Annotated in this window: 22 protein-coding genes and 2 pseudogenes; 6 read left to right on the top strand and 18 right to left on the bottom strand. The window is 60.7% G+C overall.

Annotation, left to right across the window (positions count from 1 at the left end; all coding sequences use genetic code 11):
- Positions 1–70: 70 nt before the first annotated feature.
- The 5 genes and pseudogenes from F2S13_RS13500 to F2S13_RS13480 form a co-directional block, all read right to left on the bottom strand.
- Positions 71–295, bottom strand: a pseudogene (locus F2S13_RS13500) ((2Fe-2S)-binding protein); the annotation flags it as partial.
- On the bottom strand, positions 292–621 hold the full coding sequence (locus F2S13_RS13495) for a sarcosine oxidase subunit delta (RefSeq protein ID WP_166361524.1): 330 nt from the start codon (positions 619–621) through the stop codon (positions 292–294). The gene F2S13_RS13495 and the pseudogene F2S13_RS13500, both read right to left, overlap by 4 nt.
- A 14-nt stretch (positions 622–635) precedes the next feature.
- Positions 636–1,886 carry a sarcosine oxidase subunit beta family protein gene (locus tag F2S13_RS13490; protein ID WP_166361522.1) on the bottom strand — a complete coding sequence of 417 codons (1,251 nt, stop codon included), beginning with the start codon at positions 1,884–1,886 and terminating at the stop codon, positions 636–638.
- A 21-nt stretch (positions 1,887–1,907) separates the two neighbouring features.
- Complete coding sequence (gene glyA, locus F2S13_RS13485; protein WP_166361520.1) at positions 1,908–3,161, bottom strand: serine hydroxymethyltransferase; 1,254 nt, start codon at positions 3,159–3,161, stop codon at positions 1,908–1,910.
- Positions 3,162–3,364: 203 nt separating this feature from the next.
- Positions 3,365–4,090: a TraX family protein gene (locus tag F2S13_RS13480; RefSeq protein WP_166361518.1), complete on the bottom strand. Its 726-nt coding sequence runs from the start codon at positions 4,088–4,090 to the stop codon at positions 3,365–3,367.
- 88 nt (positions 4,091–4,178) lie between these two features.
- Between F2S13_RS13480 and F2S13_RS13475 the strand changes: the two genes are divergently transcribed.
- The gene (locus tag F2S13_RS13475) at positions 4,179–5,219 is read left to right on the top strand and encodes a threonine aldolase family protein (RefSeq protein ID WP_166361516.1); all 1,041 of its coding nucleotides are present in this window, start codon (positions 4,179–4,181) and stop codon (positions 5,217–5,219) included.
- Between the two features lie 113 nt (positions 5,220–5,332).
- Here F2S13_RS13475 and F2S13_RS29815 read toward each other — a convergent pair whose 3' ends face one another.
- From F2S13_RS29815 to gbcB, 5 genes and pseudogenes are all read right to left on the bottom strand, one after another.
- Positions 5,333–6,061 carry a methyl-accepting chemotaxis protein gene (locus F2S13_RS29815; RefSeq protein ID WP_425500229.1) on the bottom strand — a complete coding sequence of 243 codons (729 nt, stop codon included), beginning with the start codon at positions 6,059–6,061 and terminating at the stop codon, positions 5,333–5,335.
- A 135-nt stretch (positions 6,062–6,196) separates the two neighbouring features.
- Positions 6,197–7,108, bottom strand: a pseudogene (locus F2S13_RS29810) (HAMP domain-containing protein); the annotation flags it as partial.
- 354 nt (positions 7,109–7,462) lie between these two features.
- A complete protein-coding gene (locus F2S13_RS13465; RefSeq protein ID WP_166361512.1) occupies positions 7,463–7,762 on the bottom strand; it encodes a cell division protein ZapA in 300 nt (99 codons plus the stop codon).
- Positions 7,759–7,989 (bottom strand): hypothetical protein, encoded by a 231-nt coding sequence (locus F2S13_RS13460; protein ID WP_166361511.1) that lies wholly within the window; start codon positions 7,987–7,989, stop codon positions 7,759–7,761. Before F2S13_RS13460 ends, F2S13_RS13465 begins: the two co-directional genes overlap by 4 nt.
- A gap of 288 nt (positions 7,990–8,277) precedes the next feature.
- Positions 8,278–9,375 (bottom strand): glycine-betaine demethylase subunit GbcB, encoded by a 1,098-nt coding sequence (gene gbcB / locus F2S13_RS13455; protein ID WP_425500227.1) that lies wholly within the window; start codon positions 9,373–9,375, stop codon positions 8,278–8,280.
- A gap of 289 nt (positions 9,376–9,664) precedes the next feature.
- Here gbcB and gbcA point away from each other — a divergent pair, with 289 nt between their 5' ends.
- The gene (gbcA, locus tag F2S13_RS13450) at positions 9,665–10,957 is read left to right on the top strand and encodes a glycine-betaine demethylase subunit GbcA (RefSeq protein WP_166361507.1); all 1,293 of its coding nucleotides are present in this window, start codon (positions 9,665–9,667) and stop codon (positions 10,955–10,957) included.
- On the opposite strand, the gene F2S13_RS13445 is transcribed toward gbcA, so the two are convergent.
- The 7 genes from F2S13_RS13445 to F2S13_RS13415 form a co-directional block, all read right to left on the bottom strand.
- Complete coding sequence (locus tag F2S13_RS13445) at positions 10,934–12,013, bottom strand: RHS repeat-associated core domain-containing protein (protein WP_166361505.1); 1,080 nt, start codon at positions 12,011–12,013, stop codon at positions 10,934–10,936. The genes gbcA and F2S13_RS13445 overlap by 24 nt on opposite strands.
- A gap of 666 nt (positions 12,014–12,679) precedes the next feature.
- Entirely contained in the window at positions 12,680–13,450 is a 771-nt protein-coding gene (gene etfB / locus F2S13_RS13440; RefSeq protein WP_166361503.1) for an electron transfer flavoprotein subunit beta, read from the bottom strand.
- A 10-nt stretch (positions 13,451–13,460) separates the two neighbouring features.
- Positions 13,461–14,681, bottom strand: coding sequence for an electron transfer flavoprotein subunit alpha (gene etfA / locus F2S13_RS13435; protein WP_166361501.1), 1,221 nt, complete (start codon positions 14,679–14,681; stop codon positions 13,461–13,463).
- Entirely contained in the window at positions 14,681–16,642 is a 1,962-nt protein-coding gene (gene dgcB, locus F2S13_RS13430; protein ID WP_166361499.1) for a dimethylglycine demethylation protein DgcB, read from the bottom strand. The genes etfA and dgcB overlap by 1 nt, the downstream gene beginning before the upstream one ends.
- Before the next feature lie 147 nt (positions 16,643–16,789).
- Positions 16,790–18,850 carry a dimethylglycine demethylation protein DgcA gene (dgcA, locus tag F2S13_RS13425; RefSeq protein WP_166361497.1) on the bottom strand — a complete coding sequence of 687 codons (2,061 nt, stop codon included), beginning with the start codon at positions 18,848–18,850 and terminating at the stop codon, positions 16,790–16,792.
- A gap of 15 nt (positions 18,851–18,865) precedes the next feature.
- Positions 18,866–19,396 (bottom strand): DUF5943 domain-containing protein, encoded by a 531-nt coding sequence (locus F2S13_RS13420; protein WP_166361495.1) that lies wholly within the window; start codon positions 19,394–19,396, stop codon positions 18,866–18,868.
- Positions 19,397–19,505: 109 nt separating this feature from the next.
- On the bottom strand, positions 19,506–20,483 hold the full coding sequence (locus F2S13_RS13415; RefSeq protein WP_166361542.1) for a dipeptidase: 978 nt from the start codon (positions 20,481–20,483) through the stop codon (positions 19,506–19,508).
- A gap of 237 nt (positions 20,484–20,720) precedes the next feature.
- Here F2S13_RS13415 and F2S13_RS13410 point away from each other — a divergent pair, with 237 nt between their 5' ends.
- The 3 genes from F2S13_RS13410 to F2S13_RS13400 all read left to right on the top strand — a co-directional run bounded on the left by F2S13_RS13410 (position 20,721) and on the right by F2S13_RS13400 (position 22,554).
- A complete protein-coding gene (locus tag F2S13_RS13410; protein ID WP_246237884.1) occupies positions 20,721–21,134 on the top strand; it encodes a lysozyme inhibitor LprI family protein in 414 nt (137 codons plus the stop codon).
- Between the two features lie 104 nt (positions 21,135–21,238).
- Positions 21,239–22,063, top strand: coding sequence for a bestrophin-like domain (locus F2S13_RS13405; RefSeq protein ID WP_166361493.1), 825 nt, complete (start codon positions 21,239–21,241; stop codon positions 22,061–22,063).
- Positions 22,064–22,137: 74 nt separating this feature from the next.
- Positions 22,138–22,554 carry a DUF3010 family protein gene (locus F2S13_RS13400; RefSeq protein WP_166361491.1) on the top strand — a complete coding sequence of 139 codons (417 nt, stop codon included), beginning with the start codon at positions 22,138–22,140 and terminating at the stop codon, positions 22,552–22,554.
- A 10-nt stretch (positions 22,555–22,564) separates the two neighbouring features.
- Here F2S13_RS13400 and F2S13_RS13395 read toward each other — a convergent pair whose 3' ends face one another.
- On the bottom strand, positions 22,565–24,172 hold the full coding sequence (locus tag F2S13_RS13395) for a methyl-accepting chemotaxis protein (RefSeq protein WP_166361489.1): 1,608 nt from the start codon (positions 24,170–24,172) through the stop codon (positions 22,565–22,567).
- 188 nt (positions 24,173–24,360) lie between these two features.
- On the opposite strand from F2S13_RS13395, the gene rloA3 reads away from it, so the two are divergent.
- Positions 24,361–24,888: a retropepsin-like aspartic peptidase RloA3 gene (rloA3, locus tag F2S13_RS13390; protein WP_218583908.1), complete on the top strand. Its 528-nt coding sequence runs from the start codon at positions 24,361–24,363 to the stop codon at positions 24,886–24,888.
- Positions 24,889–24,899 lie beyond the last annotated feature (11 nt).

Here is a 24,899-nt window from a genome sequence, read left to right as displayed (position 1 = left end):
CCGCGCGACCCCCCCCACACCTCTCCCGTCGGCAGGCACGACCGTGGGGGTGGAGGGTGACTCAGTCGCCCCCCACCGACACCCCCGTGTGCCGCCCTTCGCCCCTGGTGCCGGCTGTGCCCCGTGGTCGCGAGTACTTGAAGCTGCGCCCGACGATATCCACGCCGTTGGCCAGCAGCGCCGCGGCCAGGGTGTCACCGGCATAGCCTTGGTAGCTCTGGCCGTTGAAGCTGAAACTCAGCACTTTGCTGCGGTCGATGCGACCGCCATTGGACAGGCGATTGATCTGGCTCATACCTTGGCTCCCTGGCCACTGACAGCCAACTGCGGGCTGGTGCTTTTACCGGTCACTTGCGGCTTGCTGCCGATCTTGTAGGTTTCCAGGATCTCGTAGGTCACGGTGTCACGCGTGGCGTTGAAATACTGGCGGCAACCGGCGGCGTGGATCCACAGCTCGTGGTGCAGGCCGCGCGGGTTGTCGCGGAAGAACAGGTAGGTGCCCCACTCTTCATCGGTGCAGGCGTTCGGGTCCAGCGGGCGCGCGATGTGCGCCTGGCCCGAGGAGTGAAACTCTTCTTCGGAGCGCAGCTCGCCGCAATGGGGACAGAAGATGTGCAACATAGGGATTTCTCCTGTTAGTGGGCGACAGCGGCGGCGCCGTGTTCGTCGATCAGTGCACCGTTGTAGAAACGGTCGATGGAAAAGGGTTCGGCCAGCGGGTGCATCTCGCCCTTGGCCAGGCTCGCGGCGAAGACGTTGCCCGATCCCGGGGTCGCCTTGAAGCCGCCGGTGCCCCAGCCGCAGTTGAAGAACATGTTCTTGACCGGGGTCTTGGAAATGATCGGGCAGGCGTCCGGGGTGGTGTCGACGATGCCGCCCCACTGGCGGTTCATGCGCACCCGCGAGAGGATCGGGAACATCTCCACGATCGCCTGCAGGGTGTGCTCGATCACCGGGTACGAACCGCGCTGGCCATAGCCAACCCAGCCGTCGATGCCGGCGCCGATCACCAGGTCGCCCTTGTCCGACTGGCTGATGTAGCCGTGCACGGCGTTGGACATGATCACGCTGTCGATCACCGGCTTGATCGGCTCGGACACCAGCGCCTGCAGCGGGTGCGATTCGATCGGCAGGCGAAAGCCCGCCAGCTTGGCCATGTGCCCGGAGTTACCGGCGGTGACCACGCCGACGCGCTTGGCACCGATGAAGCCATTGTTGGTCTCCACGCCGATGACGGTGCCGTTTTCCTTGCGAAAGCCGATCACTTCGGTCTGCTGGATCAGGTCCACGCCCAGGGCGTCGGCGGCGCGGGCATAGCCCCAGGCCACGGCGTCGTGACGGGCCACGCCGCCGCGCCGTTGCACGGTGGCGCCGATGATCGGGTAGCGGGTGTTCTTCGAGCAGTCCAGGTACGGGATCTCCTCGGCGACCTGGCGGGCGTCGAGCAGCTCGCCGTCCACGCCATTGAGGCGGTTGGCGCTGACCCGGCGCTCGGAGTCGCGGATGTCCTGCAGGGTGTGGCAGAGGTTGTAGACCCCGCGCTGGGAAAACATCACGTTGTAGTTGATGTCCTGGGACAGGCCTTCCCAGAGTTTCATCGCGTGCTCGTACAACTGCGCCGACTCGTCCCACAGGTAGTTGGAACGCACGATGGTGGTGTTGCGCGCGGTGTTGCCACCGCCCAGCCAACCCTTCTCGACCACGGCCACGTTGGTGATGCCGTGCTCCTTGGCCAGGTAGTAGGCGGTCGCCAGGCCATGCCCGCCACCGCCGACGATGACCACGTCATAGACCTTCTTCGGCGTTGGCGTGCGCCACATGCGCTGCCAGTTTTCGTGGTGGCTCAGAGAGTGTTTGAACAGGCCGAAGCCAGAGTAGCGTTGCATAGTCATTACTCCTCAAGCCGCTCAGCGGTAAACCGGGAAGTCTGCACAGAGTGCGGCGACGTTCTTCGCCACATCGGCCTCGACATCGGCGTCGCCGAGGTTGTCGAGGATGTCGCAGATCCAGCCGGCCAGCGCCGTGCACTGGGCCACGTTGAAGCCACGGCTGGTCACCGCCGGGGTGCCGATGCGCAGGCCCGAGGTCACGAACGGCGACTGCGGATCGTTCGGCACGGCGTTCTTGTTCACGGTGATATGGGCGCGGCCCAGGGCGGCATCGGCCTCTTTGCCGGTCAGGCCCTGACGGATCAGGCTGACCAGGAACAGGTGGTTGTCGGTACCGCCGGAGACCACGTCATAGCCGCGCTCGATAAACACCCCGGCCATGGCCTGGGCGTTGTCGATGACCTGCTGCTGGTAGGCCTTGAAGCCCGGCTCCAGCGCTTCCTTGAAGCACACTGCCTTGGCCGCGATCACATGCATCAGCGGGCCGCCCTGGCCACCGGGGAACACCGCGGCGTTGAGTTTCTTTTCCAGCTCTTCGTTGGCGCGGGCCAGGATCAGGCCACCGCGCGGACCGCGCAGGGTCTTGTGGGTGGTGGTGGTGACGACATCGGCGTACGGCACCGGGTTCGGGTACAGGCCGGCGGCGACCAGCCCCGCAACGTGGGCCATGTCCACAAACAGGTAGGCACCGACCTTGTCGGCGATCTGGCGGAAGCGCGGGAAATCCAGGGTCTTGGAGTAAGCCGAGAAGCCGGCGATGATCATCTTCGGCTGGTGCTCGACCGCCAGGCGCTCGACTTCGTCGTAGTCGATCAGGCCGGTGGCGGTGTCGATGCCGTACTGCACGGCGTTGTACAGCTTGCCGGAGAAACTGACCTTGGCGCCGTGGGTCAGGTGTCCGCCGTGGGCCAGGCTCATGCCCAGCACGGTATCGCCGGCCTGCAGCAGGGCCAGGTAGACCGCGGCGTTGGCCTGGGAACCGGAGTGCGGCTGGACGTTGGCGTAGTCGGCGCCGAACAGCTGCTTGGCACGATCGATCGCCAGTTGCTCGACCTTGTCCACGTGCTCGCAACCGCCGTAGTAGCGCTTGCCCGGGTAACCTTCGGCGTACTTGTTGGTCAGGCCACTGCCCTGGGCTTCCATGACACGCTTGCTGGTGTAGTTCTCCGAGGCGATCAGTTCGATGTGATCTTCCTGACGCAGCTCTTCGGCATTCATCGCCGCCAGCAGTGCATCGTCATAACCCTGGAGTTGGTCTTGCTTGCTGAACATCGCGGTTCTCCCAGCAGCGGCGTGGTGCCTGTCATTAGGTGAGCGTACTGCCTTGCAGGCAACGCCCTTTGGTTGCGATGGTATGACCGGCGCAGACAGGCCAAATGCCTATGGACGCCACACAAAGGTGCGTTTACGACATAGGTGGGTGCGAAAGGACAAATAAGCGCCAGGCAAGCTCGACCAAAACCCTCGCCAAGGCCCTAGACCAGTCTGCGCAGACCGATCAGCAACAAAAAATGCAGTGGGTAAATTGCATAGGCCCACCGTCGCATCGGTGGAATACCGACCGGCGGTGACGTTTTCAGCAACATCATGCCGAGCCAGGGCCCGAACAGGCAGGCAGCGATACCGGCATAGGCCGCCGGATCGCCATGCCGGGCAGCGAACAACAACTCCGGCCAGACATTGCCAGCCAGGCACAGTGCACCCGGAAGCACGGCCCAAAAGCCCGGCCGCGACAGCGCGACCAGCGTCACCAGGGGCAACAGCACCCCGGGCAGACCGAACATCAGCTCCCGACGCAACAGGATAGCCAGCACCAACGCACCAAGCCCGACCCACACCGCACTGCGGGTGTGCTCCTGCCAGGCACTGGCCAGCACCAGGCCAAGGGCCAGTGTCGGCAGCACATTCAAGGTCTCGGGATATGGCTGGAACAACCTGTAGGGAATTTCCGAAAGAGCGGCGAACAACAGCAGCCAGCCCAGATAGCGCCAGCGTCGTCCTGCATCGGCCTGTTCGCGAAGACGCGCCAGATTGGCCGCAATTGCCAGGCAGAACCAGGGAAATGCCAGGCGCCCAGGCACATACAGCCACTCTTGCGGCCACCCGGCGTAGCGCAGGTGATCGAGCAGCATGCACAACATCGCCAACCACTTGAGCAGATCCAGTGCCGGGTCGCGCATACGATTGACCGTTGCGTGCATACTTTCACCTTGGGTGACGATTCTTCCTACAGACCAGGGAATATTTCTTGGTTACAGTTCGCACCATAGTCGATCACAGGACCCGGTCATGACAGATCAAAGCCAACAATTCGCCAGCGACAACTATTCCGGTATCTGCCCAGAGGCCTGGGCAGCCATGGCCAAGGCCAACCAGGGCCACGAGCGCGCCTATGGCGACGACCAGTGGACCGATCGGGCCTCTGACTATTTTCGCAAACTGTTCGAAACCGACTGCGAAGTGTTCTTCGCCTTCAACGGTACCGCCGCCAACTCCCTGGCGTTATCGTCGCTGTGCCAGAGTTACCACAGCGTGATCTGCTCGGAAACCGCACACGTCGAAACCGACGAATGCGGCGCGCCGGAGTTCTTCTCCAACGGCTCGAAGCTGCTCACCGCCCGCACCGAAAGCGGCAAGCTGACCCCGGCGTCGATTCGCGAAGTGGCGCTCAAGCGCCAGGATATCCACTATCCCAAGCCACGCGTGGTCACCCTGACCCAGGCCACCGAAGTCGGCAGCGTGTACCGCCCGGAAGAGCTCAGGGCGATCAGCGCCACGTGCAAGGAGCTGGGCCTGAACCTGCACATGGATGGTGCGCGCTTCTCCAATGCCTGCGCCTTCCTCGGCTGCTCGCCGGCCGAACTGACCTGGAAGTCCGGGGTCGATGTGCTGTGCTTCGGCGGTACCAAGAATGGCATGGCGGTCGGTGACGCGATCCTGTTCTTCAACCGCGACCTGGCTGTGGATTTTGACTATCGCTGCAAACAGGCCGGCCAGCTGGCGTCGAAAATGCGCTTCCTCTCCGCGCCCTGGGTCGGCTTGCTCGAAGACGGGGCCTGGCTCAAGCATGCGGGCCATGCCAACCATTGCGCACAGCTGCTCAGCCAACTGGTCAAGGATATTCCCGGTGTGGAACTGATGTTCCCGGTGGAGGCCAATGGCGTGTTCCTGCAGATGTCGGAGCCGGCGCTGGAAGCCTTGCGTGGCAAGGGCTGGCGCTTCTACACCTTTATCGGCAGCGGTGGCGCGCGGTTCATGTGCTCGTGGGATACCGAGGAGGAGCGGGTGCGGGAATTGGCGGCGGATATTCGTGAGGTGATGGGGGCCTGATGGGCCTCATCGCTGGCAAGCCAGCTCCCTCATTGGATCGATGTGTATTCACAATTTTGTGAAAGACATCAAACCTGTGGGAGCTGGCTTGCCAGCGATAGCAGTACCTCGGTCTAAAGCTTGAACCCCCCCATCTGCCGCGCCAGGTCATCCGCCAACCCCCGCAAGGTCTGGCAATCATCCCGGCAACCCAACACCTCCCCCGCCGTCGCCCGCGCCAGATCGGAAATCCCCTGCACATTGCGGTTGATCTCTTCTGTCACCGCCGACTGTTCTTCCGTCGCCGTCGCCACCTGATGGTTCATGTCACTGATGTGCTCCACTTGACCGGTAATCGCCGTCAGCGACACGCCGGTGCGCTGGCTCGATTCAACACCGGTACCCGTCGCCGCCTGCCCTGCCTGCATGGACTGTACGGCATTTTCCGCGCCGTGCTTGAGGCGCTGGATCATCTGCTGGATCTCGTTGGTCGACACCTGGGTACGCTGCGCCAGGGTTCGCACTTCATCGGCGACCACTGCAAATCCACGGCCCATCTCCCCTGCCCGCGCCGCTTCGATGGCGGCGTTCAAGGCCAGCAGGTTGGTCTGCTCGGAAATACTGCGAATCACTGCCAGCACCTGATCGATCGAGGCGACCTCGCTGGCCAATTCACCCACCGCTCCAGCTGCAACACCGATTTCAGAAGACATGCTCTCGATATGAACAATGGAGCGCTGCACAACCTCACGGGCTTGCAAGGCTTCATCCCTTGCCGTTTGCGAGGCCAGGGCAGCGTTGCCGGCGTTCTGCGCAATGTCCTGCACGGTCAGGCCCATCTCGTGCACGGCGGTGGCGACCATGTCAGTCATTTCCTGCTGTCTGCCGGCACGATCGGCGGTGTTATCTACCACTTTGGCCACTTGACCGACCGCTGTTCGCAATCGCTCGCTGGTGGTCAGCACTTCGCCGATCAGGTCGCGCTGGCTCTGCAGGAAGCGATTGAAGCCACGGGCCAGATCACCCAGTTCATCGGCGCGCGAATCGTCGAGCCGGTGACTGAGATCGCCGCCACCGCTGCCGATGGCCACCAGTGCCGCCGTCACCTGACGGATAGGCCGCACCAACCCACGCGCCAATAGCACCACCAGAAGCAGGCAGACCAATGCCACCGCAGCACCGATCAAGCTGGTCATCCACAAGGCCTGGCGCGCCTGGGCATAGATCTGCGACTCCGGTACTTCCGCCACAAGCGTCCAGTTCAGGTCACGCAACGGCAGGCTGAGCGCCATGAAGCCCTCACCCTCGCGCTCGAATCGACTGCTGACCAAGCCATCCCTGGACGCCAGCACCGCCTGCGCCGCCGAATCGCCGATCTGCTCGGCCAATCGCCGCTTCCCACTGAACTCGGCCTGCGGATGCACCTGGATCAAACCATCGGAACGCACCAGAAACACTTTCCCGTGTTCACCGAAGCTGTAGTTGTGGATGAGTTCCGACAGCTCACGCATGCTCAGGCCCAGCCCCGCGATGCCTACGGTTTTCCCGGCGTGCTCCATGCGCAGGTCGATGAACAGCGCCAGCTCACCCGTGCTGGCATCGTTGTCGATATTCAGGGTTCGTGGCTGGCCGCTGTCGAGAAACCGGTAGAACCAGGCATCGGCGGGATTGCTTCGGCTCAAGGTCCGATCCAGGCCTTTTTCGTTGTAGTAGTGGCTGGTGTCGGCATCGGCGATCAGCGCGGTAAACGCCTTGTGCTCGCGCCGCAGTTCCTCCAGGTAAGTGACAAAGCGAGGCAGCTGTGCGCTGTCCTCGCCTTCTACCAACCATTGACGCACCATGCTGTTGTTGGCGATGTCGGTTGCCGCCGTCAGTGGCTTGACCAGAATCCGTTCAATGTCGTTGCGCATCGCTTCGATGCTGGCGGGCAACGCCGTGTCGAGCAGATAACGCTCAGTGAGGCGGTTGACCACCAGGGTGTAGATACCGACCACGATCAGAATGCTGACCAGCAGGGCCGTGCCCATGCTCAAGATCAATTGCCATTGAATACTGCGCCGCCAGAACTGCATGGAGAACCCCGCAAGATTAGAGGCTGTGAAGCCGCAACAGCCATACCGATTGTGTACAGTTCTATCGGCGATTGTTGGACAATCTGTAATTCGCAGAAGCAGAAAATCCGCCCACTGATCGGAAACAATCAGTGGGCGAAAATAACTGGGGAGGTCGGGCGGATTCGCCCCCTTTCAGGACAAGCCCGGCAATCAGTTCTTGCCGATGGTCCGCGAGATCACATCAACCGTGGCGTTGACTTGCTCTTGATAACGGTCGAGTTCTTCCTGGTGACGCTGCTTCATTTCGAGCTGTTGTGAGCACAGGTTCAAGGCAGCCAGTACCAGCAGCTTGTCACCGATCAGCGTCGGGTATTTGCGCTTGGTATCGGCCAGCGTCGCATTGAGCATGCGGGTGGCATTGAGCAAGGTCTGCTCTTCGCCCACCGGGGCCTTGATCGAATAGTCGCTGCCCAGAATCGAGATGACGTTGATCGCCTCTCTGCTGCTCATGCGCTCACGGCACCGGCGCTGGCGCGCTCAACCAGGGCCTGGATACGGGCAGCGGTGGCACCCTGCTTTTCTTCCTGTTCCATCAGGGACAGTTGCAGGCTTTCGTTTTCGTCCTTGGCCTGGGCCAGTTCGGCACTCAGTTGAGCATTGGTGGCGGTCAGGGCATGGTTCTGTTGTACCAGATCGCCGACGAGTTGTTCCAATTGGCTGAGGGATGTTTCCAACATGATGATTTCTCGAGGGATTTTCGAAGGGCGCACACGATAAAGAAAAGTCTCCCGGCAAGCCAGGGTTATCCTGTGCATTGGGTTTGATTGACCCTTCGATGAGCGTTGGGTTCCGACCCTTCGTCAATTCCGGAAATCTCGGTGCCCCTCGTTCCCACGCTCTGCGTGGGAATGCGGTGCCAGACGCTCCAGCGTCGATGCCTTCAGACGCGAGGCAGAGCGTCGCTGGATGCATTCCCACGCGGGAGCGTGGGAACGAGGGACAAGAGCGTGGGAACGAGGTGTTTCTTAATACTCGATCCGCACATCCCCTTTCGGCACGCTGCAGCACGACAGGATGTACCCCTCGGCCACATCGTCGTCGGTAATCCCGCCGTTGTGCTCCATCTCCACTTCACCACCCAGCTTCATCACCTTGCAGGTTCCGCAAATGCCCATGCCGCAGGCCTTGGGGATCATCAGGCCAAGCTTCGCCGCCGCCGCGTGCACGGTCTCGCCCGGGGCAACGCGAATGCTCTTGCCGGTGGCGGTGAACTCGACCTGGTGCAGATCGGCGGAATCGATTTGCGGCGCATCGGCAGCCTGATCGGCGTGCTCGATGGCGTCGGCCTTGGCCTCGGGCGGCGTCGCCCCGAACGATTCTTCGTGATAGCGGCGCATGTCAAAGCCAACGGCTTCGAGCAAACGCTTGACCGCGCTCATGTAAGGGGTCGGACCGCAGCAGAAGATCTCACGCTCCATGAAGTCCGGCGCGATCAGTTCCAGCAGTTTCTGGTTGAGGTAGCCACGGTAGCCCGCCCACGGGTCACCCTGGCCGTACTTCTCGCAAATGATGTGCAGATTGAAGTTCTCGATCCGCGAGGTCATGTGCTCCAGTTCACGACGATAGATGATGTCTTTCGGCGAGCGGGCGCTGTGGACGAACACCATGTCGACATTGCCGTTGGTGTCGTAGAACCAGCGCGCCATGGACATCACCGGCGTGATGCCGACACCGCCGCTGAGATAAAGCACTTTAGGCGCCTGGAAGTCCATGGCGTTGAACAGCCCTACCGGGCCGTGCACCGCCAATTCGTGGCCTTCCTGCAGGTTGTCGTGCAGCCAGTTGGAAACCTTGCCCCCGGGTACGCGCTTGATGGTCAGGGAAAAACTGTAAGGCACCGACGGCGAGCTGGAGATGGTATAGGAACGCATCACCTGGACGCCGTCGATCTCCAGCTCCAGGGTCACGAACTGCCCGGGCTTGAAGAAGAACACCATTGGTTGGTCGGCCATGAAGCAGAAGGTGCGCACGTCCCAGGTTTCCTGGATCACTTTGACGCAACGGACAATGTGTCGGCCATTGGCCCATGTCTGGGTTGTTACCGGGTTGAGGAAACTGTTCATGCTCATCTCCACGGCCGACTGTCGGCCTCATGATTGCGATTCTGCTCAAGCTGCCGTGGCTGCACTTACCTATCTACGACATTGACGTGCTTATCGCGACCAGCCGCCTGCTGCAAGGGCTTGCGCGTCGGAAACGGATTCGATCATGTCGCCCATGGATAAGGTCCGACTGCCGCGCGAACGCACACTCCATCGCAAATGATCTGCTGTTTACATCAGCCTTGCGTCGCACATAAAAACGATTAGCCACCTTTCGCCGGCCACCTGATTGGCCCATGAGGATAAAACGATGGACGTCACCCAAACCCTGAGCCTGGGCGATCCACTGGAACCCGCACGCAAGGCTACCGCCGAGATGCTGCAGAACCGCGAGCGCACCTACTCGCTGCCGCAACCTTTCTATAGCGACGAGCGCCTGTTCGATATCGACATGCAGGAGATCTTCCAGAAGGAATGGCTGATCGCCGGCATGACCTGCGAGATCCCGGCCAAGGGCAACTTCCTGACTCTGCAGGTCGGCAAGAACCCGATCATCGTCATCCGTGGCGCCGAAGGCCAGGTACACGCCTTCCATAACGTCTGCCGCCACCGTGGCTCGCGCCTGTGCACCAGCGAAAAAGGCAAGGTCGCCAAGCTGGTCTGCCACTACCACCAGTGGACGTACGAACTGGACGGCCGCCTGCTGTTCGCCGGCACCGAAATGGGCGCCGACTTCGACATGAAGCAGTACGGCCTCAAGCCTGTGAACGTGAAGACCTCCGGCGGCTACATCTTCATCAGCCTGGCGGAAAACCCACCGGCCATCGATGACTTTCTGTCGACGCTGAACCATTACATGGAACCCTACGACATGGAGAACACCAAGGTGGCGGTGCAAACCACCTTGATGGAGAAAGCCAACTGGAAGCTGGTGCTGGAAAACAACCGCGAGTGCTACCACTGCGGCGGTTCGCACCCGGAACTGCTGAAAACCCTGCTTGAGTGGGACGACGTCACCGACCCCCGCGCCGACCAGGCCTTCAAGGACCACGTGGCCGCCTCCGCCGCCGCCTGGGAAGCCGAGAAGATCCCTTACGCCCACGCCAGCTTCGGCCTGCGTAACCGCATCGTGCGCATGCCGCTGCTCAAGGGCACCGTGTCGATGACCATGGACGGCAAGCAGGGCTGCGCCAAGCTCATGGGCCGCATCAAGAACCCGGACCTGGGCTCGATGCGTATCCTGCACCTGCCGCACTCCTGGAACCACTGCATGGGCGACCACATCATCGTCTTCACCGTGTGGCCGATCAGCGCCCAGGAAACCATGGTCACCACCAAGTGGCTGGTGCACAAGGATGCAGTCGAAGGCGTCGACTACGACGTGGAGCGCATGCGCCAGGTCTGGGATGCCACCAACGACCAGGACCGTCGTCTGGCGGAAGAGAACCAGCGGGGGATCAACTCTACTGCTTACGAGCCAGGCCCGTACTCGAAGACTTATGAGTTTGGTGTGGTGAACTTTGTGGATTGGTACAGCGAGCGGATGCTCAACAACCTGGGTGCGGCGCCTGCGCCTTATCTAAAGGGTGTTGCGGCGCAGTAAATGAGCACTCCGCTGGGCTTGCTGGCCCAGCGGATCTCTTGTATCAGGGCTCGGAGAGGGGGGTGTTACGACTTGCTGTAAAGACACGTCGGAACTCCTACCCGAAACCTTACCAGGAGGTTGCCTCCTGAGCAGATTCCAACCACTCGCCTCCTTGAGCGCTTCCCATAATACGCGTCCTCTGGACTGTCCATTTGCGCCAGCTGCCGCCCACCATTTCTGAGCAATGACGTAATTTTGTGCCAGTGCTCCCGCACCGGTCAGAACCTGCCCCCCAATAACGCCCAAATTCGATGCAAGCGTTGGCACGCTGGTAGGCACCGCAGCGTTCACAGCACCAGGTATACCCAACATCCGTGACGGCAAGCTCGCAGCACCTCCCAAGAAACTTCCCACATTTCCAACCCGGGTAAGTATCGATTGCTGTGCGCCAGAGACGATTGCAGCTGCCGCCCTGTTTATTGCCGCCCCAGCAAAGATCACATTCAACGCCGTACCGACACCTTGTCCAAGCAGGGCCAACCACGACGCGCCAGATGGATCAACCCGGGTCATGGGCGAGCCCGCACAATAGGCGTATGAATTCATTCCTCCCTTATCAAAAGGACTCAATCGGTCCGCGCTGTTGAAACGCATCAACACCGGATTGAACGCCCGATAGCCATTACCCAACAGATAGTGCCCGGTAACCGGATCACGACGTTCGCCATTGAACCCAGGCAGGCTGAGCAGGCCACTGTCTGGCGAGTGATGCCCATACGGGGTGTAAGCCAGCGGATGAATGCGAGTGGCATCGAGTGCGCGCAGCACTGACCGTTGCAGGTCAGTAGCCAGCAGCTTCGTGCTGACAGCATTATTGTCGCGCCGTTGTTGCGCCAACAGCCGGTTATCGTGCTGAAACAGAGTGTGCTTCACCTCCCCCTGATCTTCTGTGAACAACCTGTCTTTCAGATAGAACAGCCGGGCATCCACCTCCGTTGAAGGCCCGAGGGCTGCCAAACGGTCCAATGGATCGTAATGGTAGCGGCAGATTGTGCTTTCACGCGTGGCAGGCATGGGGCTCACTCCTTGAATGCCTTTCGACGGGGCTTTCAGAATTAACCTGAGGGCACCGGTTGTCTAGCTAGCAGAAGTGATAGGTCTGTCCCGACGAACAGCTTATCCACAGAGTTACTCACAGCCCTTGTGGAAAAAGGCCTCACCCAGTTATAGAAATCCAAGAAATTCCGTGACTTATCCAGATTCGTGAATTCGAAATGAGACTGATCGAAATTTGATCAATACTCTGTAAGCAACGTAATCCGTGGCCTGTAGCCGAAGGCGAACACCTTATCCACAGAAGCGCCAACAGACTTTGTGTGCAACTCGGCAAACTGCCGCCGGCACCTGTGGAAAACGGCTGACAGTCAGGTAAAACCAGCACTCAAGGGGAATCTCAAGCCTGGAAACGCCCACTTGATCATTAATTGATCAAACGTCACGAGACCATGCAGACCGGGTGCTCCAGCCATACGCGAACAGATTATCCACAGAGACGCCAACAAGGATTGTGGGCAAAAAGAGAGGACCGGTTTTTCTTATCCACACAGAAAAGCCAGTAAAAACCGCAGGTTAGCTTGATCATTAATTGATCAACGCGCTAGAGGGCACGGTTTACGTGCCCTCTAGCCAGCAGCAAACAACTTATCCACAGTCACGTCAACAGACATTGTGCGCAAGTTGCTAGCGGACCACACCTTCTTCTATCAACAGCTTGAGAATCGCCTCGGCACCGGCCTGCGGACTGACGTCCTTGAGCACTTGCCCACCGCCGCCACTGGCCTTGGCGGTCGCGGCTTTCATGCGATCAGCGCCGCTCTTGGCCTTGATCACCTTGAGGCGCTTGGGCCGTGGCTTGGCCGGTTGCAGTTCGGCGCCTGTGAATAACTCGTCTTCGACGATTTCCACTTGCCGGGCCGCCAGTACACCCCGGCGAGCCGGGCCAAAGGCGCTCTGGCGTGGTTTGGGCGCGGCGTTATCCACAGTGGCCAGCAGTGGCAGGCGCACCTTCAGGCGGCGCCGCTGACCGCGTGGCAGGGCCTGGAGGACCTGGGCCACGCCATTGCTGATGGACTCGACCTCGGCCAGGCCCACCACCAGCGGCCAGCCCAGTTGTTCTGCCAGCAGGAACGGCAGCATGCCCGAGCCTTCGCCGGTTTCAGCCTGGCTGCCGGTCAATACCAGTTCTGCACCGGCATCGCGCAGGTAATCGCCGAGCACGCCCAGCGCATCGGCGCCGGCCGGTTGTTCGAGCACATGCAGTTGTTCCAGGCCCATGCCCAGGTAAGCGCGCAAGGCCGGCTCCTGCGAGTCGCCGGCGTGCAGCACCTGCAAGTTATCCCCAGCCAGTTGCAGGCCCAGTTCGACCGCACGGGCATCCTGTTCAGCGCGCCGGGCCCGACCGGAAGTCGGGTGGGCGCCAATCGAAACCAGGCTGATGACCTTTGTGTTCATGATTCGACCCTTAAGCGGCATCGCGCTTGGCTTCGTTACGGTAGGCTTCGACAGCATCAATCAGCGCCTTGAGGATTTCGGCGCTTTCGCCGATCACCGACAGGTCGGCACGCTTGATCATGTCGCAACCCGGATCCAGGTTGATCGCCACCACCTTGTCGCAGGCGCCGATGCCCTGCAGGTGCTGGATCGCCCCGGAGATACCCACAGCCACATAGACCCTGGCCGTGACCCAGGTGCCGCTGGCGCCGACCTGGCGATCACGGCTCATGAAGCCATCGTCCACGGCCACCCGCGAGGCGCCTTCGGTCGCGCCGAGTGCGGCGGCGGTTTGATGGAACAATACCCAGTCCTTGACCCCGTTGCCGCCGGAGAAGATGAACTCGGCTTCGGCCATGGGGATGGCTGCCGGATCGACCGCCACGGCGCCGAGGTCTTCGATGCGTGGCTGACGCATCAACAGGGATGTGGATAACTCCACCGGCAGCACTTCATGCCGGGTATCACTGACCGGTTCCGCGCATTCGGCAGCGGCCAGGATCAAGCGCGGCAAGCTGCGCGTCAGGTCCTGCTGGCCGGCCCCGGCACGGCCGGTGCACTGACCATCCTTGACCTGCCAGACCCGTGTGGCCGGACGCTCGCCGATGTTGGCGGCGAAACGACGACCCAGTTCGGCACCGCCGCTACGGCTGTCTGGCAATAGCCAGTGACGCGGGCTGAACTGGTTATCCACAGCCCGCAGGCCCTGGACACGTTGCTCCGGTGAATAACCTTCGAATTCGTTGGCCTGAAGCAGCAGCAGGCGATCGACACCCGCAGTGGCGAAAGCGGTTTCCTTGTGTTCACCGAATACCACGGCCATGACCGCACCATCGATTCCGGCCAGGCTGTGGGCCAGGCCGAGCAAATCACGGTCATGGCTGCTCAAGCGGCCGCCGACCATGTCGGGCACCACGGCAATGTAGAACGCCGGCTGCAGCACCTGATGCAGTGGCAGCTGAACCTCGGCCGCGGCCGTGCGCTTGACCGCACCACCCTGCTGCGCACCACTGCGGTCGATGCGCTTGATGCCGTTGGGGCCGATAAATCCGACCCCATGGGGGTTCTTGCGGATGATCCCGTTAGGGCCCATCCACGAGGTCTGGGCCGGCTGCATGGCCGCGTGCAGCGGATGCAGGCGGTTGCGGGCGATCCATTCGGCGCGTGGATCACGACGGATGATGTCGCTCATCAGTGCACCTCCGCAGGTTTACGTTTGGCCGGGGCCGGTTGGCTGGCAACCACTTCTTCGATCAATGCGTCGGCCACAAGCTCGGCGATGTCCTTGATCAATGGGCGCGGCTCAACCACACCTTCGAGCATCGCGGTGCACTGTGGACAACCCACGGCCACCAGCTCGGCCTTGGTTTCGCGAATGTCTTCCATGCGCATGTCGGGAATCCGCTGCTTGCCGGGAATGTCGGTGATCGGCGCACCGCCACCGCCGCCGCAGCAGCGTGAGCGGAAACCGGAGCGCTGCATTTCCTTGACCTCGATGCCCAGGGCATTGAGTACATCCCGCGGCGCCTGGTATTCGCCGTTGTAGCGGCCCAGGTAGCACGGATCGTGATAGGTCACAGTGCCGCCCTTGTGCTGACCAAGGCTCAACTTGCCCGACTCGATCAGCTCGGCCATGTAGGTGCTGTGATGCTGCACGACATAGTTGCCGTCGAAGGCGCCGTACTCGTTTTTCAGCACGTGAAAACTGTGCGGATCGCAGGTGACGATGCGCTTGAAGCTGTACTTGGCCAGGGTCTGGATATTGCGCCGGGCCAGCAGTTGGAAGGTCGCTTCATCACCCAGGCGACGGGCCACGTCACCGCTGTCGCGTTCTTCCAGGCCCAGCACGGCGAAGTCGACCTTGGCGGCTTTCAGTACCTTGACGAAGGCGCGCAGGGTGCGCTGGTTGCGCATGTCGAAGGCACCGTCACCAACCCAGAACAGCACGTCGGTGGTTTTCTTGTCGCTGAGCAGATTGAGGTTCAGGTCCGCCGCCCAGTTCATCCGCCCGCCCGGGGCAAAGCCGCCCGGGTTGTCGGTGGCGATCAGGTTGTCCAGAACTTCGGCGCCCTTGTTCGGCGTCGCGCCCTTTTCCAGGGTCAGGTGACGACGCATGTCGACGATGGCATCGACGTGCTCGATCATCATCGGGCACTCTTCCACGCAGGCGCGGCAGGTGGTGCACGACCACAGGGTCTCGGCATCGACCAGGCCGTTGACGATCGGCTGGTGCGGATTGCCGCCGTGTTCACCGATCGGCTTGCCACTGCCGTCAAGGGATGGGTAAGGGCTCCCGGCGAAGTTGGCATCCGTGCCGCCGGCCAGGCCGACGACCATGTCCTGGATCAGCTTTTTCGGGTTCAGCGGCTGGCCGGCGGCGAAGGCCGGGCAGGCAGCTTCGCATTTACCGCACTGTACGCAGGCGTCAAAACCGAGCAATTGGTTCCAGGTGAAATCCTTGGGCTTTTCCACGCCCAGCAAGGCTTGCGGGTCTTCCAGGTCCAGCGGCTTGAGGCCGGTCGAACGACCACCGCCAAAGCGCTCGGCACGGCGGTGCCAGGCCAGGTGCAGGGCACCGGCGAAGGCGTGCTTCATCGGCCCGCCCCAGGTCATGCCGAAGAACAGCTCGGACACGCCCCAAAGCACGCCAACCCCAAGAATGACCGCCATCACCCAGCCGCCAAAATTGGCGGGCAAGATCCCGGCTACCGGCAAGGTGACCAGGAAGAAGCTGACCGAGAACGCCAACAGGCTCTTGGGCAGGCGCATCCACGGCCCTTTCGACAGGCGCGCAGGCGGGTTGCGCCGACGGGCGTAGACGAACAGCGCACCGACGAACATCAGCACTGAAGCAAACAGCAAGGCATAACCGAGGATACGGTTATGCAGGCCGAAACCATGCACCAGGATCGCCAGTACCGCAGCCAGCACGAAGCCACCGGCGGTGGCCACGTGGGTGTTGGCCATGTATTTGTCCCGCGCCACCACATGGTGCAGGTCGACCATGTAGCGCCGCGGCATCGCCAGCAGACCGCCGATCAGGTCGACCTTGGACGGCCGACCCTGGCGCCAGAGCGAAACCCGCCGCAATGCGCCGAGGACCGCGAGGCCCAGGGCGGCGAACAGCAGGATTGGAAGAAGGGTGTTCAACATGTGAGGCTCCCAAAAGGCTCATCAAGCCTTGCAAGGGTCTGGTTGTGGGAGCTGGCTTGCCAGCGATTCAGGCAACGCGGTACGTCAGGTAAATCGCGTTGTATTCATCGCTGGCAAGCCAGCTCCCACAGGGCGCGCATCTGTGCTTTAGAAGTCTTTACACAACCGCAGTGCGTCGTAGATGGCGGCGTGGGTGTTGCGCTGGGCCACACAGTCGCCGATCCGGAACAGCAGGTAACCGTCGCCAGGCTGGCTCAGGCATGGCTGCGGCTTGATTGCGAACAGTGCATCGATGTCGATCTGGCCCTTGTTGCGCGAACCCTCCTTGAGCCCGTAGTAGAGCTCTTCATCCGGCCGCACACCGTTCTCCACCACCACCTGGTCGACCACCCGCTCTTCTTTGGCGCCGGTGTATTCGTTCTCCAGTACTGCGATCAGCTTGTCACCCTCGCGGTAGACCTTTTCCAGCATCATGTCGCCGGTCATGATCACTTCTTTGGGGTACATGCTGCGGTAGTAAGTCGGGAACGATGTACCGCCGATGGCCACGCCCGGCTTGATGTCGTCGGTGACGATCTCGACCTGGCTGCCCTTGTCGGCCAGGTAGTCGGCAACCGACATCCCGGTGAACTCGCAGATGGTGTCGTAGACCAGCACGTTCTTGCCCGGCGCAACCTTGCCGTCGAGCACGTCCCAGCTGCTGACCACCAGCCCTTCGGCGGCGCCCCAGTGTTCGTTCTGCTCCAGGAACGGATGCCCGCCGACCGCCAGTACCACCACGTCCGGACGCAGGTCCAGGATGGTTGCGGCATCGGCCGCGGTACCCAGGCGCAGGTCGACTTTCAAGCGTGCCAGCTCCAGCTGGAACCAGCGGGTGATACCGGCGATCTGGTCGCGCTGCGGCGCCTTCGATGCCGTAGTGATCTGCCCGCCGATGAAGTCTTTCTTCTCGAACAGGGTCACGTCGTGGCCACGTTCGGCAGCCACACGGGCAGCCTCCATACCGGCAGGCCCCGCACCGACCACCACCACCTTGCGTTTCGGCCCGGTGGATTTCTCGATGATGTGCGGCACACCCATGTATTCACGGGAGGTCGCGGCGTTCTGGATGCACAGCACATCCAAGCCCTGATACTGACGGTCGATGCAGTAGTTGGCACCGACGCATTGCTTGATCTGGTCGACCTGGCCCATCTTGATCTTGGCGATCAGGTGCGGGTCGGCGATGTGCGCACGGGTCATGCCGACCATGTCGACGTAACCGCCCTCGAGAATGCGCGTGGCCTGGTTCGGGTCCTTGATGTTCTGCGCGTGCAGAACCGGCGCCTTGACCACTTCCTTGATGCCGGCAGCCAGGTGCAGGAACGGCTCCGGTGGATAACTCATGTTCGGGATCACGTTGGCCAGGGTGTTGTGGGTATCACAACCCGAGCCGACTACACCGATGAAGTCGATCATGCCGGTGTCGTCGTAGTACTTGGCGATCTGCTTCATGTCCTCATGGCTCAGGCCATCAGGGTGGAATTCGTCACCACAGATACGGATACCGACACAGAAGTCAGGGCCGACTTCCTTGCGCACGGCCTTGATCACTTCCAGGCCGAAACGCATGCGGTTCTCGAAGCTGCCACCCCATTCATCGGTGCGCTTGTTGACCCGTGGGCTCCAGAACTGGTCGATCATGTGCTGGTGCACGGCCGACAGTTCGACGCCGTCCAGGCCGCCGGCCTTGGCCCGCGCCGCTGCGGTGGCGTAGTTGCCGATCACCCGCCAGATTTCTTCCGGCTCGATGGTCTTGCAGGTCGCGCGGTGTACCGGCTCGCGGATGCCCGATGGCGACAGCAGGGTTGGCCAGTGCTCGCCGTCCCAACGGGAACGGCGGCCCATGTGGGTAATCTGGATCATGATCTTGGCGCCATGCTTGTGCATGGCATCAGCCAGATTCTGGAAGTGCGGAATGATACGATCGTCGGCCAGGTTGACCGACTTCCACCAGCCTTGCGGGCTGTCGATGGCAACGCTCGACGAACCGCCGCAGATGGCCAGGCCGATCCCGCCCTTGGCTTTCTCTTCGTAGTACTTCACATACCGATCGGTGGTCATACCGCCGTCGGTGGCATAGACCTCGGCGTGCGCGGTGCTGAGCACGCGGTTGCGGATGGTCAGTTTGCCGATCTGGATCGGCTGGAACATTGCTTCGAAAGCCATGGCGGGTTCCTCGACTTACAACGGCTTGACGATAAACAGGCCGTCGTCGTGGCCTTCTTCCGAACCGCCGTAGACTTGCTCGGCGACTGTGCGGATCGAGCTGCCTTTGGCAGCCAGGATCTGGTCCATGGCGCCGGCGAACCAGCCCGTGAACATGTAATCGACCTTGCGCCCGACCTTGCCGTACACATAGACGAATGCAGAGTGCTCGAGCTTGACGCTGGCGGTGCCTTTCTCCAGATCGATGTCCTGGATCTTGAACAGGCCCCAGCCGCGTTGCGACAGGCGTTTCATGTAGTGTTCGAACACCGCGACCCCTTCCAGGCCATGGCATTCGGCTTCTTTCTCACACCAGTGCCAGGCGGACTTGTAGCCGGCCTTGTAGAGGATCTCGGCGTAGGCGTCGGCGCCCAGTACTTCTTCGATGCCCATGTGGTTGTTGACGAAGAAATGGCGAGGCACGTAGAGCATCGGCAGGGCGTCGGAGGTCCAGACACCGGTTTCGCTGTCGACTTCGATTGGCAATTGCGGGGCGATCTTGGCCATGGAAACTTAACTCCAGAAAATTTTTGATTGATTCGGCGTCATGCCACCCCTCACCCCAGCCCTCTCTCCTACGGGAGAGGGAGCCGGACGGTGGTGGGCTTGGGAGGGGTTACTCGCCCCAGACGTCTTTCAAGACGTTGACCCAGTTTTCGCCCATGATTTTTCGCACAACCCTTTCAGAGTGACCGCGCTTGAGCAGGGTCTCGGTGAGGTTGGGGAATTCGCCCACGGTGCGGATGCCCAGCGGGTTGATGATCTTGCCGAAGTTGGTCAGGCGACGGGCGTAGCCCTTGTCGTGGGTCAAGTATTCAAAGAATTCCTGGCCGTGGCCCTGGGTGAAGTCGGTACCGATACCGATGGCGTCTTCACCGACGATGTTCATGGTGTATTCGATGGCTTCGGCGTAGTCGTCGATGGTCGAATCGATGCCCTTGGCCAGGAACGGCGCGAACATGGTCACGCCGACGAAACCACCGTGGTCGGCGATGAACTTCAGCTCTTCATCGGACTTGTTGCGCGGGTGCTCCTTGAGCCCCGACGGCAGGCAGTGGGAGTAGCAAACCGGCTTCTTCGACTCGAGGATCACTTCTTCGGAAGTCTTGGAACCCACGTGGGACAGGTCGCACATGACGCCGACGCGGTTCATCTCGGCAACGATCTCGCGACCGAAGCCCGACAGGCCGCCGTCACGCTCGTAGCAACCGGTGCCGACCAGGTTCTGGGTGTTGTAGCACATCTGCACGATACCGACGCCCAGCTGCTTGAAGACATCGACATAGCCGATCTGGTCTTCATAGGCGTGGGCATTCTGGAAGCCGAAGAGGATGCCGGTCTTGCCCAGCTCCTTGGCCTTGCGGATATCGGCGGTGGTGCGCACGGGCATCACCAGGTCGCTGTTTTCGCGAATCAGTTTCTGGCTGGCGGCAATGTTGTTGACGGTGGCCTGGAAGCCTTCCCACACCGACACGGTGCAGTTGGCAGCGGTGAGCCCGCCCTTGCGCATGTCTTCGAACAGCTCACGGTTCCACTTGGCAATAATCAGCCCGTCGATAACGATGCTGTCTGCGTGCAATTCGGCTGGGCTCATCAGGCTGTCCCCTTGTTGGCGATTCATGCGCCGAATCGTCTGCCGGCGCTTTGGGGCCAGCATATGCCTGAGGGGCGAGGGAGCCGGGTGCAAAAACGACAGGGGAATTGCCGAAAGCGTCAAAGGGCGACAAAGGGCTCTACAGAACCGCGATACAAGGCTTCCCTCTGTTCTTTGTCAGGCACCTAAGCGAGAATCGGATCCTGATTCTTTGACAGCGAGCGAGGGGTGTCGCGAATGAGACGTATGATGATGATTGCGCTGGCAGTGCTGGCGTTCGGTGCTCAAGCCGAAGAAGAAACCACCCCTTGTGACAACCCGCAAACCCTCGCGCAGGAGGACGCCTGCGTGGTGTACAACAAGCAAACCGCGGAAAGCGAATTGAGCACGTCAAACAAGGAACTGCTCGATCGAGTGAAAGCCCAACTTGCCGGGCACCCGGATCAAATCAATGAAATTTCGACCAGGATCAAGGCTGCACAGGGGCTGTGGACCAAGCTGCGTGATGCCGATTGTGCGGTGGAAACGTCCCAGGCCAAGAAAGGCAGGGAATTCGACAATGCCCAGAACACTTGCATAGCGCAAAAGAGCGATGAGCGTTCGGAATACCTGCAATCACTTTTCTCGGACTCGGACTCCGGTGCCGAATAAAACCCTCAACCAGGTTTGTCTACCTATCAGAACTGACAGCTATAACTGCACCCGGCAATAAATGAAACTTGGCGGACTACTTGTCTGACTGCAAGGATCGCATCATGCAATCGCTCGCCGCCGCCCCCACTTATGCCTTGGCAATTTTTGCTGCCATCGTTGTACTGCTCGAAGTCGGCAGGCGCATAGGCGAACGCCAATTGCGCCTGGACCCTGTCGGCGCACGCACCGGTATCAGCGCGATTGAAGGCGCCGTCTTCGGCCTGCTTGCATTACTGATCGCGTTTACCTTTTCCGGTGCCGCCAGCAGGATGGATCAACGGCGCACCCTGATCACCGAAGAGACCAACGCCATCGGCACGGCCTGGTTGCGCCTGGACTTGCTTCCAGATGACAGCCAGCCCGCCTTGCGCGCACTGTTCAGGGATTATGTGGATGCCCGCATTGCTTACTACGGCGGTCTGACAGACAACGAAACCGCGGCGAAAGAGTACACGCGCGCCATGACAGCGCAGTTGCAGATCTGGAAACAGGCCGTTGCCGCCGTGCAACAGATGTCCAGCCCTGCCCCCGGCATCAGTGCGCTGCAAGCGCTCAACGAAATGATCGATATCACCACCACTCGCAGCGTGGCGCAAAAAACTCACCCGCCAGTGGTGATCTACCTGATGCTGCTCGCATTGACGCTGGTCAGCGCCCTGCTGATCGGTTTTGGCATGGCCGGTTCGGCCAGGCGCAATTGGCTGCACGGCCTTGGCTATGCGCTGGTCATGGTCAGCGTGATGTACGTCATCCTCGATTTCGAGTTTCCACGACGCGGCATTATTCGTGTCGATCAGTTCGACCAGTTCATGCGGGATCAACGCAAGAACATGGACGAAGAAAACGCGGTTGCCTTGTTACCTGACCAGCCGAAATTTTCACTGTAAGTACGACAAGCGGCGAGAATGGCGTACCTTGCTCCGAACCGTTCATCTCTTGACGATTCAAACAGGGCGCTCCAATGAAAATCTGCGGCATTGAAATCAAGGGCAGCGAAGCGATCTTCGCCGTGGCCTCTCTCCAGGACAAGGTTCCCGAGCACCTCAACATCAGCACCCGGAAAATCACCCTGGAAGACGACGATGAGTCTGCCAGCGTCAAAGCCTTCGCGGGCCACGTCGAGCGCTTCGTGAAGGACAATGGTATCGATCGAATTGCCATCAAGAAACGCAGCAAGAAGGGCGAGTTCGCCGGTGGCCCGACGACGTTCAAGATCGAAGGCGTATTCCAGTTGCTGAACGATTGTCAGGTCATGCTGGTTTCGCCGCAGACCGTCAGCGCGCAGAGCAAGAAGTTCGACTTCGCCCTGCCCGCTTCATTGACCAAGTACCAGCACGAAGCCTTTAAAACGGCCTGTGCGGTCCTGATGAAAGCCTGACGCTGCGCTGTCAGGTCCGGAACAGCGAAACGGAAGCCTGCATGGTCGCGGCCACGCTATCCAGACGCTGAGCAGCCTGGGCCAGATCGCGTGCGGCGCGGTTGTTGTGTTGCGACATCTGGGCAATTTGCTCGACCCGCTGCGCCACCTCGCTGCTGGCCTTGGACTGCTCGCTGATGGTCTGGGAAATTTCTTCGACCACTGCCGCCGCCCGCTGGGCGCCGCCGCGAATTTCATTGATCGACTCACCGGCCTGACGTGCCAGATCGACACCATCGTTGACCCTGCTGACACCGGTTTGCATGCTGTTGACCGCCTGCTCGGTGCTGCCGCGAATGCGCTGGATCATCCCGGTGATTTCCTGGGTCGACTGGGCGGTACGCGCAGCCAGGCTGCGGACTTCATCGGCCACCACCGCAAAACCCCGCCCGGCTTCACCTGCACGGGCCGCTTCGATGGCGGCGTTGAGCGCCAGCAAATTGGTCTGCTCCGCAATGCTCTTGATCACCTGGATGATCGAATAGATCTCTTCCGAGGACTGGCCGAGCGCAGTAATGGTTGTCGAAGACTCGTTGACCGCATGGGCGATCCGGTTCATGCCCTCGACCACACCCAGGATCACCTGGCCGCCACTGCCGGCCAACTGCTCCGATTGCGCCGAAATGGTCTGTGCACTGCGCGCATGGCCTGCGATCTGATCGATGTTGGTGATCATCTGTTCCATCGCCGCGGCCATGCTGGTGGCGCTATCGGATTGCTCGCCAGTGTCTTGCACCATACTTTGCGAGGTGTCGTTCAAGGCATGGGCGGTGTGACGCAGCTGCTCGCTCTCGGCTCGAATGGTTTCGATCATCTGGCGCAGGTAATTCTGCATCTCCGACAACGCCTGCTGGAGTTGGCCGGCTTCATCTTTGCTGTTGATAACAATTTCATTGCCCAGATTCCCCCGGGCGATCGAACGAGCCACCGCTATGCTTTGCTCCAGCGGTCGCAGTACCGCCTTCATCAATTGCCGGCTCAACAGGCCAAGCAGGCCGCAGACCACCAGTATGCCAATCACCAGCCACCACACCGATTGCTCTATCTTGGCATCGCTGTCGCTACGGGTCTTGGCCACTTGCTGTTCGATACGGGAGCTGATTGCCTCCTGCTTTTCTTCCAGTTCGCTGAACACTCGCTCGAAGGCCGGCAGTTCCGCACGCGCGGCAGTCGGATCTTTCAGGGCCAATTCGACAATTCGTTCGGTCTGCCCGATGTAAGCGGTGAGTGTTGGTTGCACTGCACCGAGTTCGCGCTTGATTTCGGCATCCAGCGGCAGATTGGCGTTGGTATTCAACACACGCTGAAAGCGCTCGGCGTGCTCGCGCAGATCACGTCGTGTCTGTTCTGCACCCGCTGGATCGGTATTGCCCGTCAGGAACGCAGTCAACACGTCGGCACGCAGCGCATCGTGCATCATGTCGCCTTCAAGATGGTTGCGCAGCGCGCTGGCATTGAGCTCGGTCTCGGCCAGCGCCGTACCCAATCGAACCTGCCCCAGATAGCCGATACCGCCGAGGGTAGCGGCAGCCAGCACGCTGACAATGGCAAAACCCATCATTTTCTGGCGAAAGTTCATGACGTTACCTTTTTTGTTTTGGCTCTGAGGGCACGGGAAGGCTTGGATCCGCGGACGCGGGACATAACTACTCATCGGCTAGTGAAAGCGTTCCTTGAAGCACTTCGTCGGACTTCGCACATCGCTTGACGAGATATTCACACCACCCGCTACACAGTGTTCGCATCATTGTTGCGCGGAGGCATGCCTTGAACCCGACCCACTGGAATTTCATTGTCCCGCTGGTTCTTGCGTTGTCATCAAACTGCGCATTGGCGCAAGAAACAGAACCGAAAGTCTTTGGCTGGGTCGAGGAAGGTCTGATCCAGCCGGAAAACATCCCGGTCAAAATCAAGATGGACACCGGTGCGTTGACCTCTTCCATGGATGCGAAGGACCTGGAGCTCGTCAAGATCAACGGGGAACATTGGGTTCGTTTTCAGATCGAGGCAAAAGACAATGACACCGGCACAACAGTCAGTGCACCGTTCTTGCGCCGTATCGAACGCAATATCAGGGTGCGCGGTGCCGGAGGCATTGAACACCGCCCCGTGGTGTTGATGCAGATCTGCATAGGCAATCAGGTTTACGAAGAGCAGTTTTCACTCAAGGATCGGAGCAAGATGAACTATCCGGTGCTTATCGGGCGTAGAACCCTGGAAAACCTGGGGTTGGTGGATGTGTCCCGTACCTTCACCGTCAAACCCGACTGCAGCAAGGATGAGCCGCCCCAGTAGCCCGGGCTGGC

The organism is Pseudomonas akapageensis (assembly GCF_011355085.1).
GTDB classification, from domain to species: Bacteria; Pseudomonadota; Gammaproteobacteria; order Pseudomonadales; family Pseudomonadaceae; genus Aquipseudomonas; species Aquipseudomonas akapageensis.
Note: the sequence above shows the minus strand (reverse complement) of the source record. Positions and strands in the feature narration are given on the sequence as shown.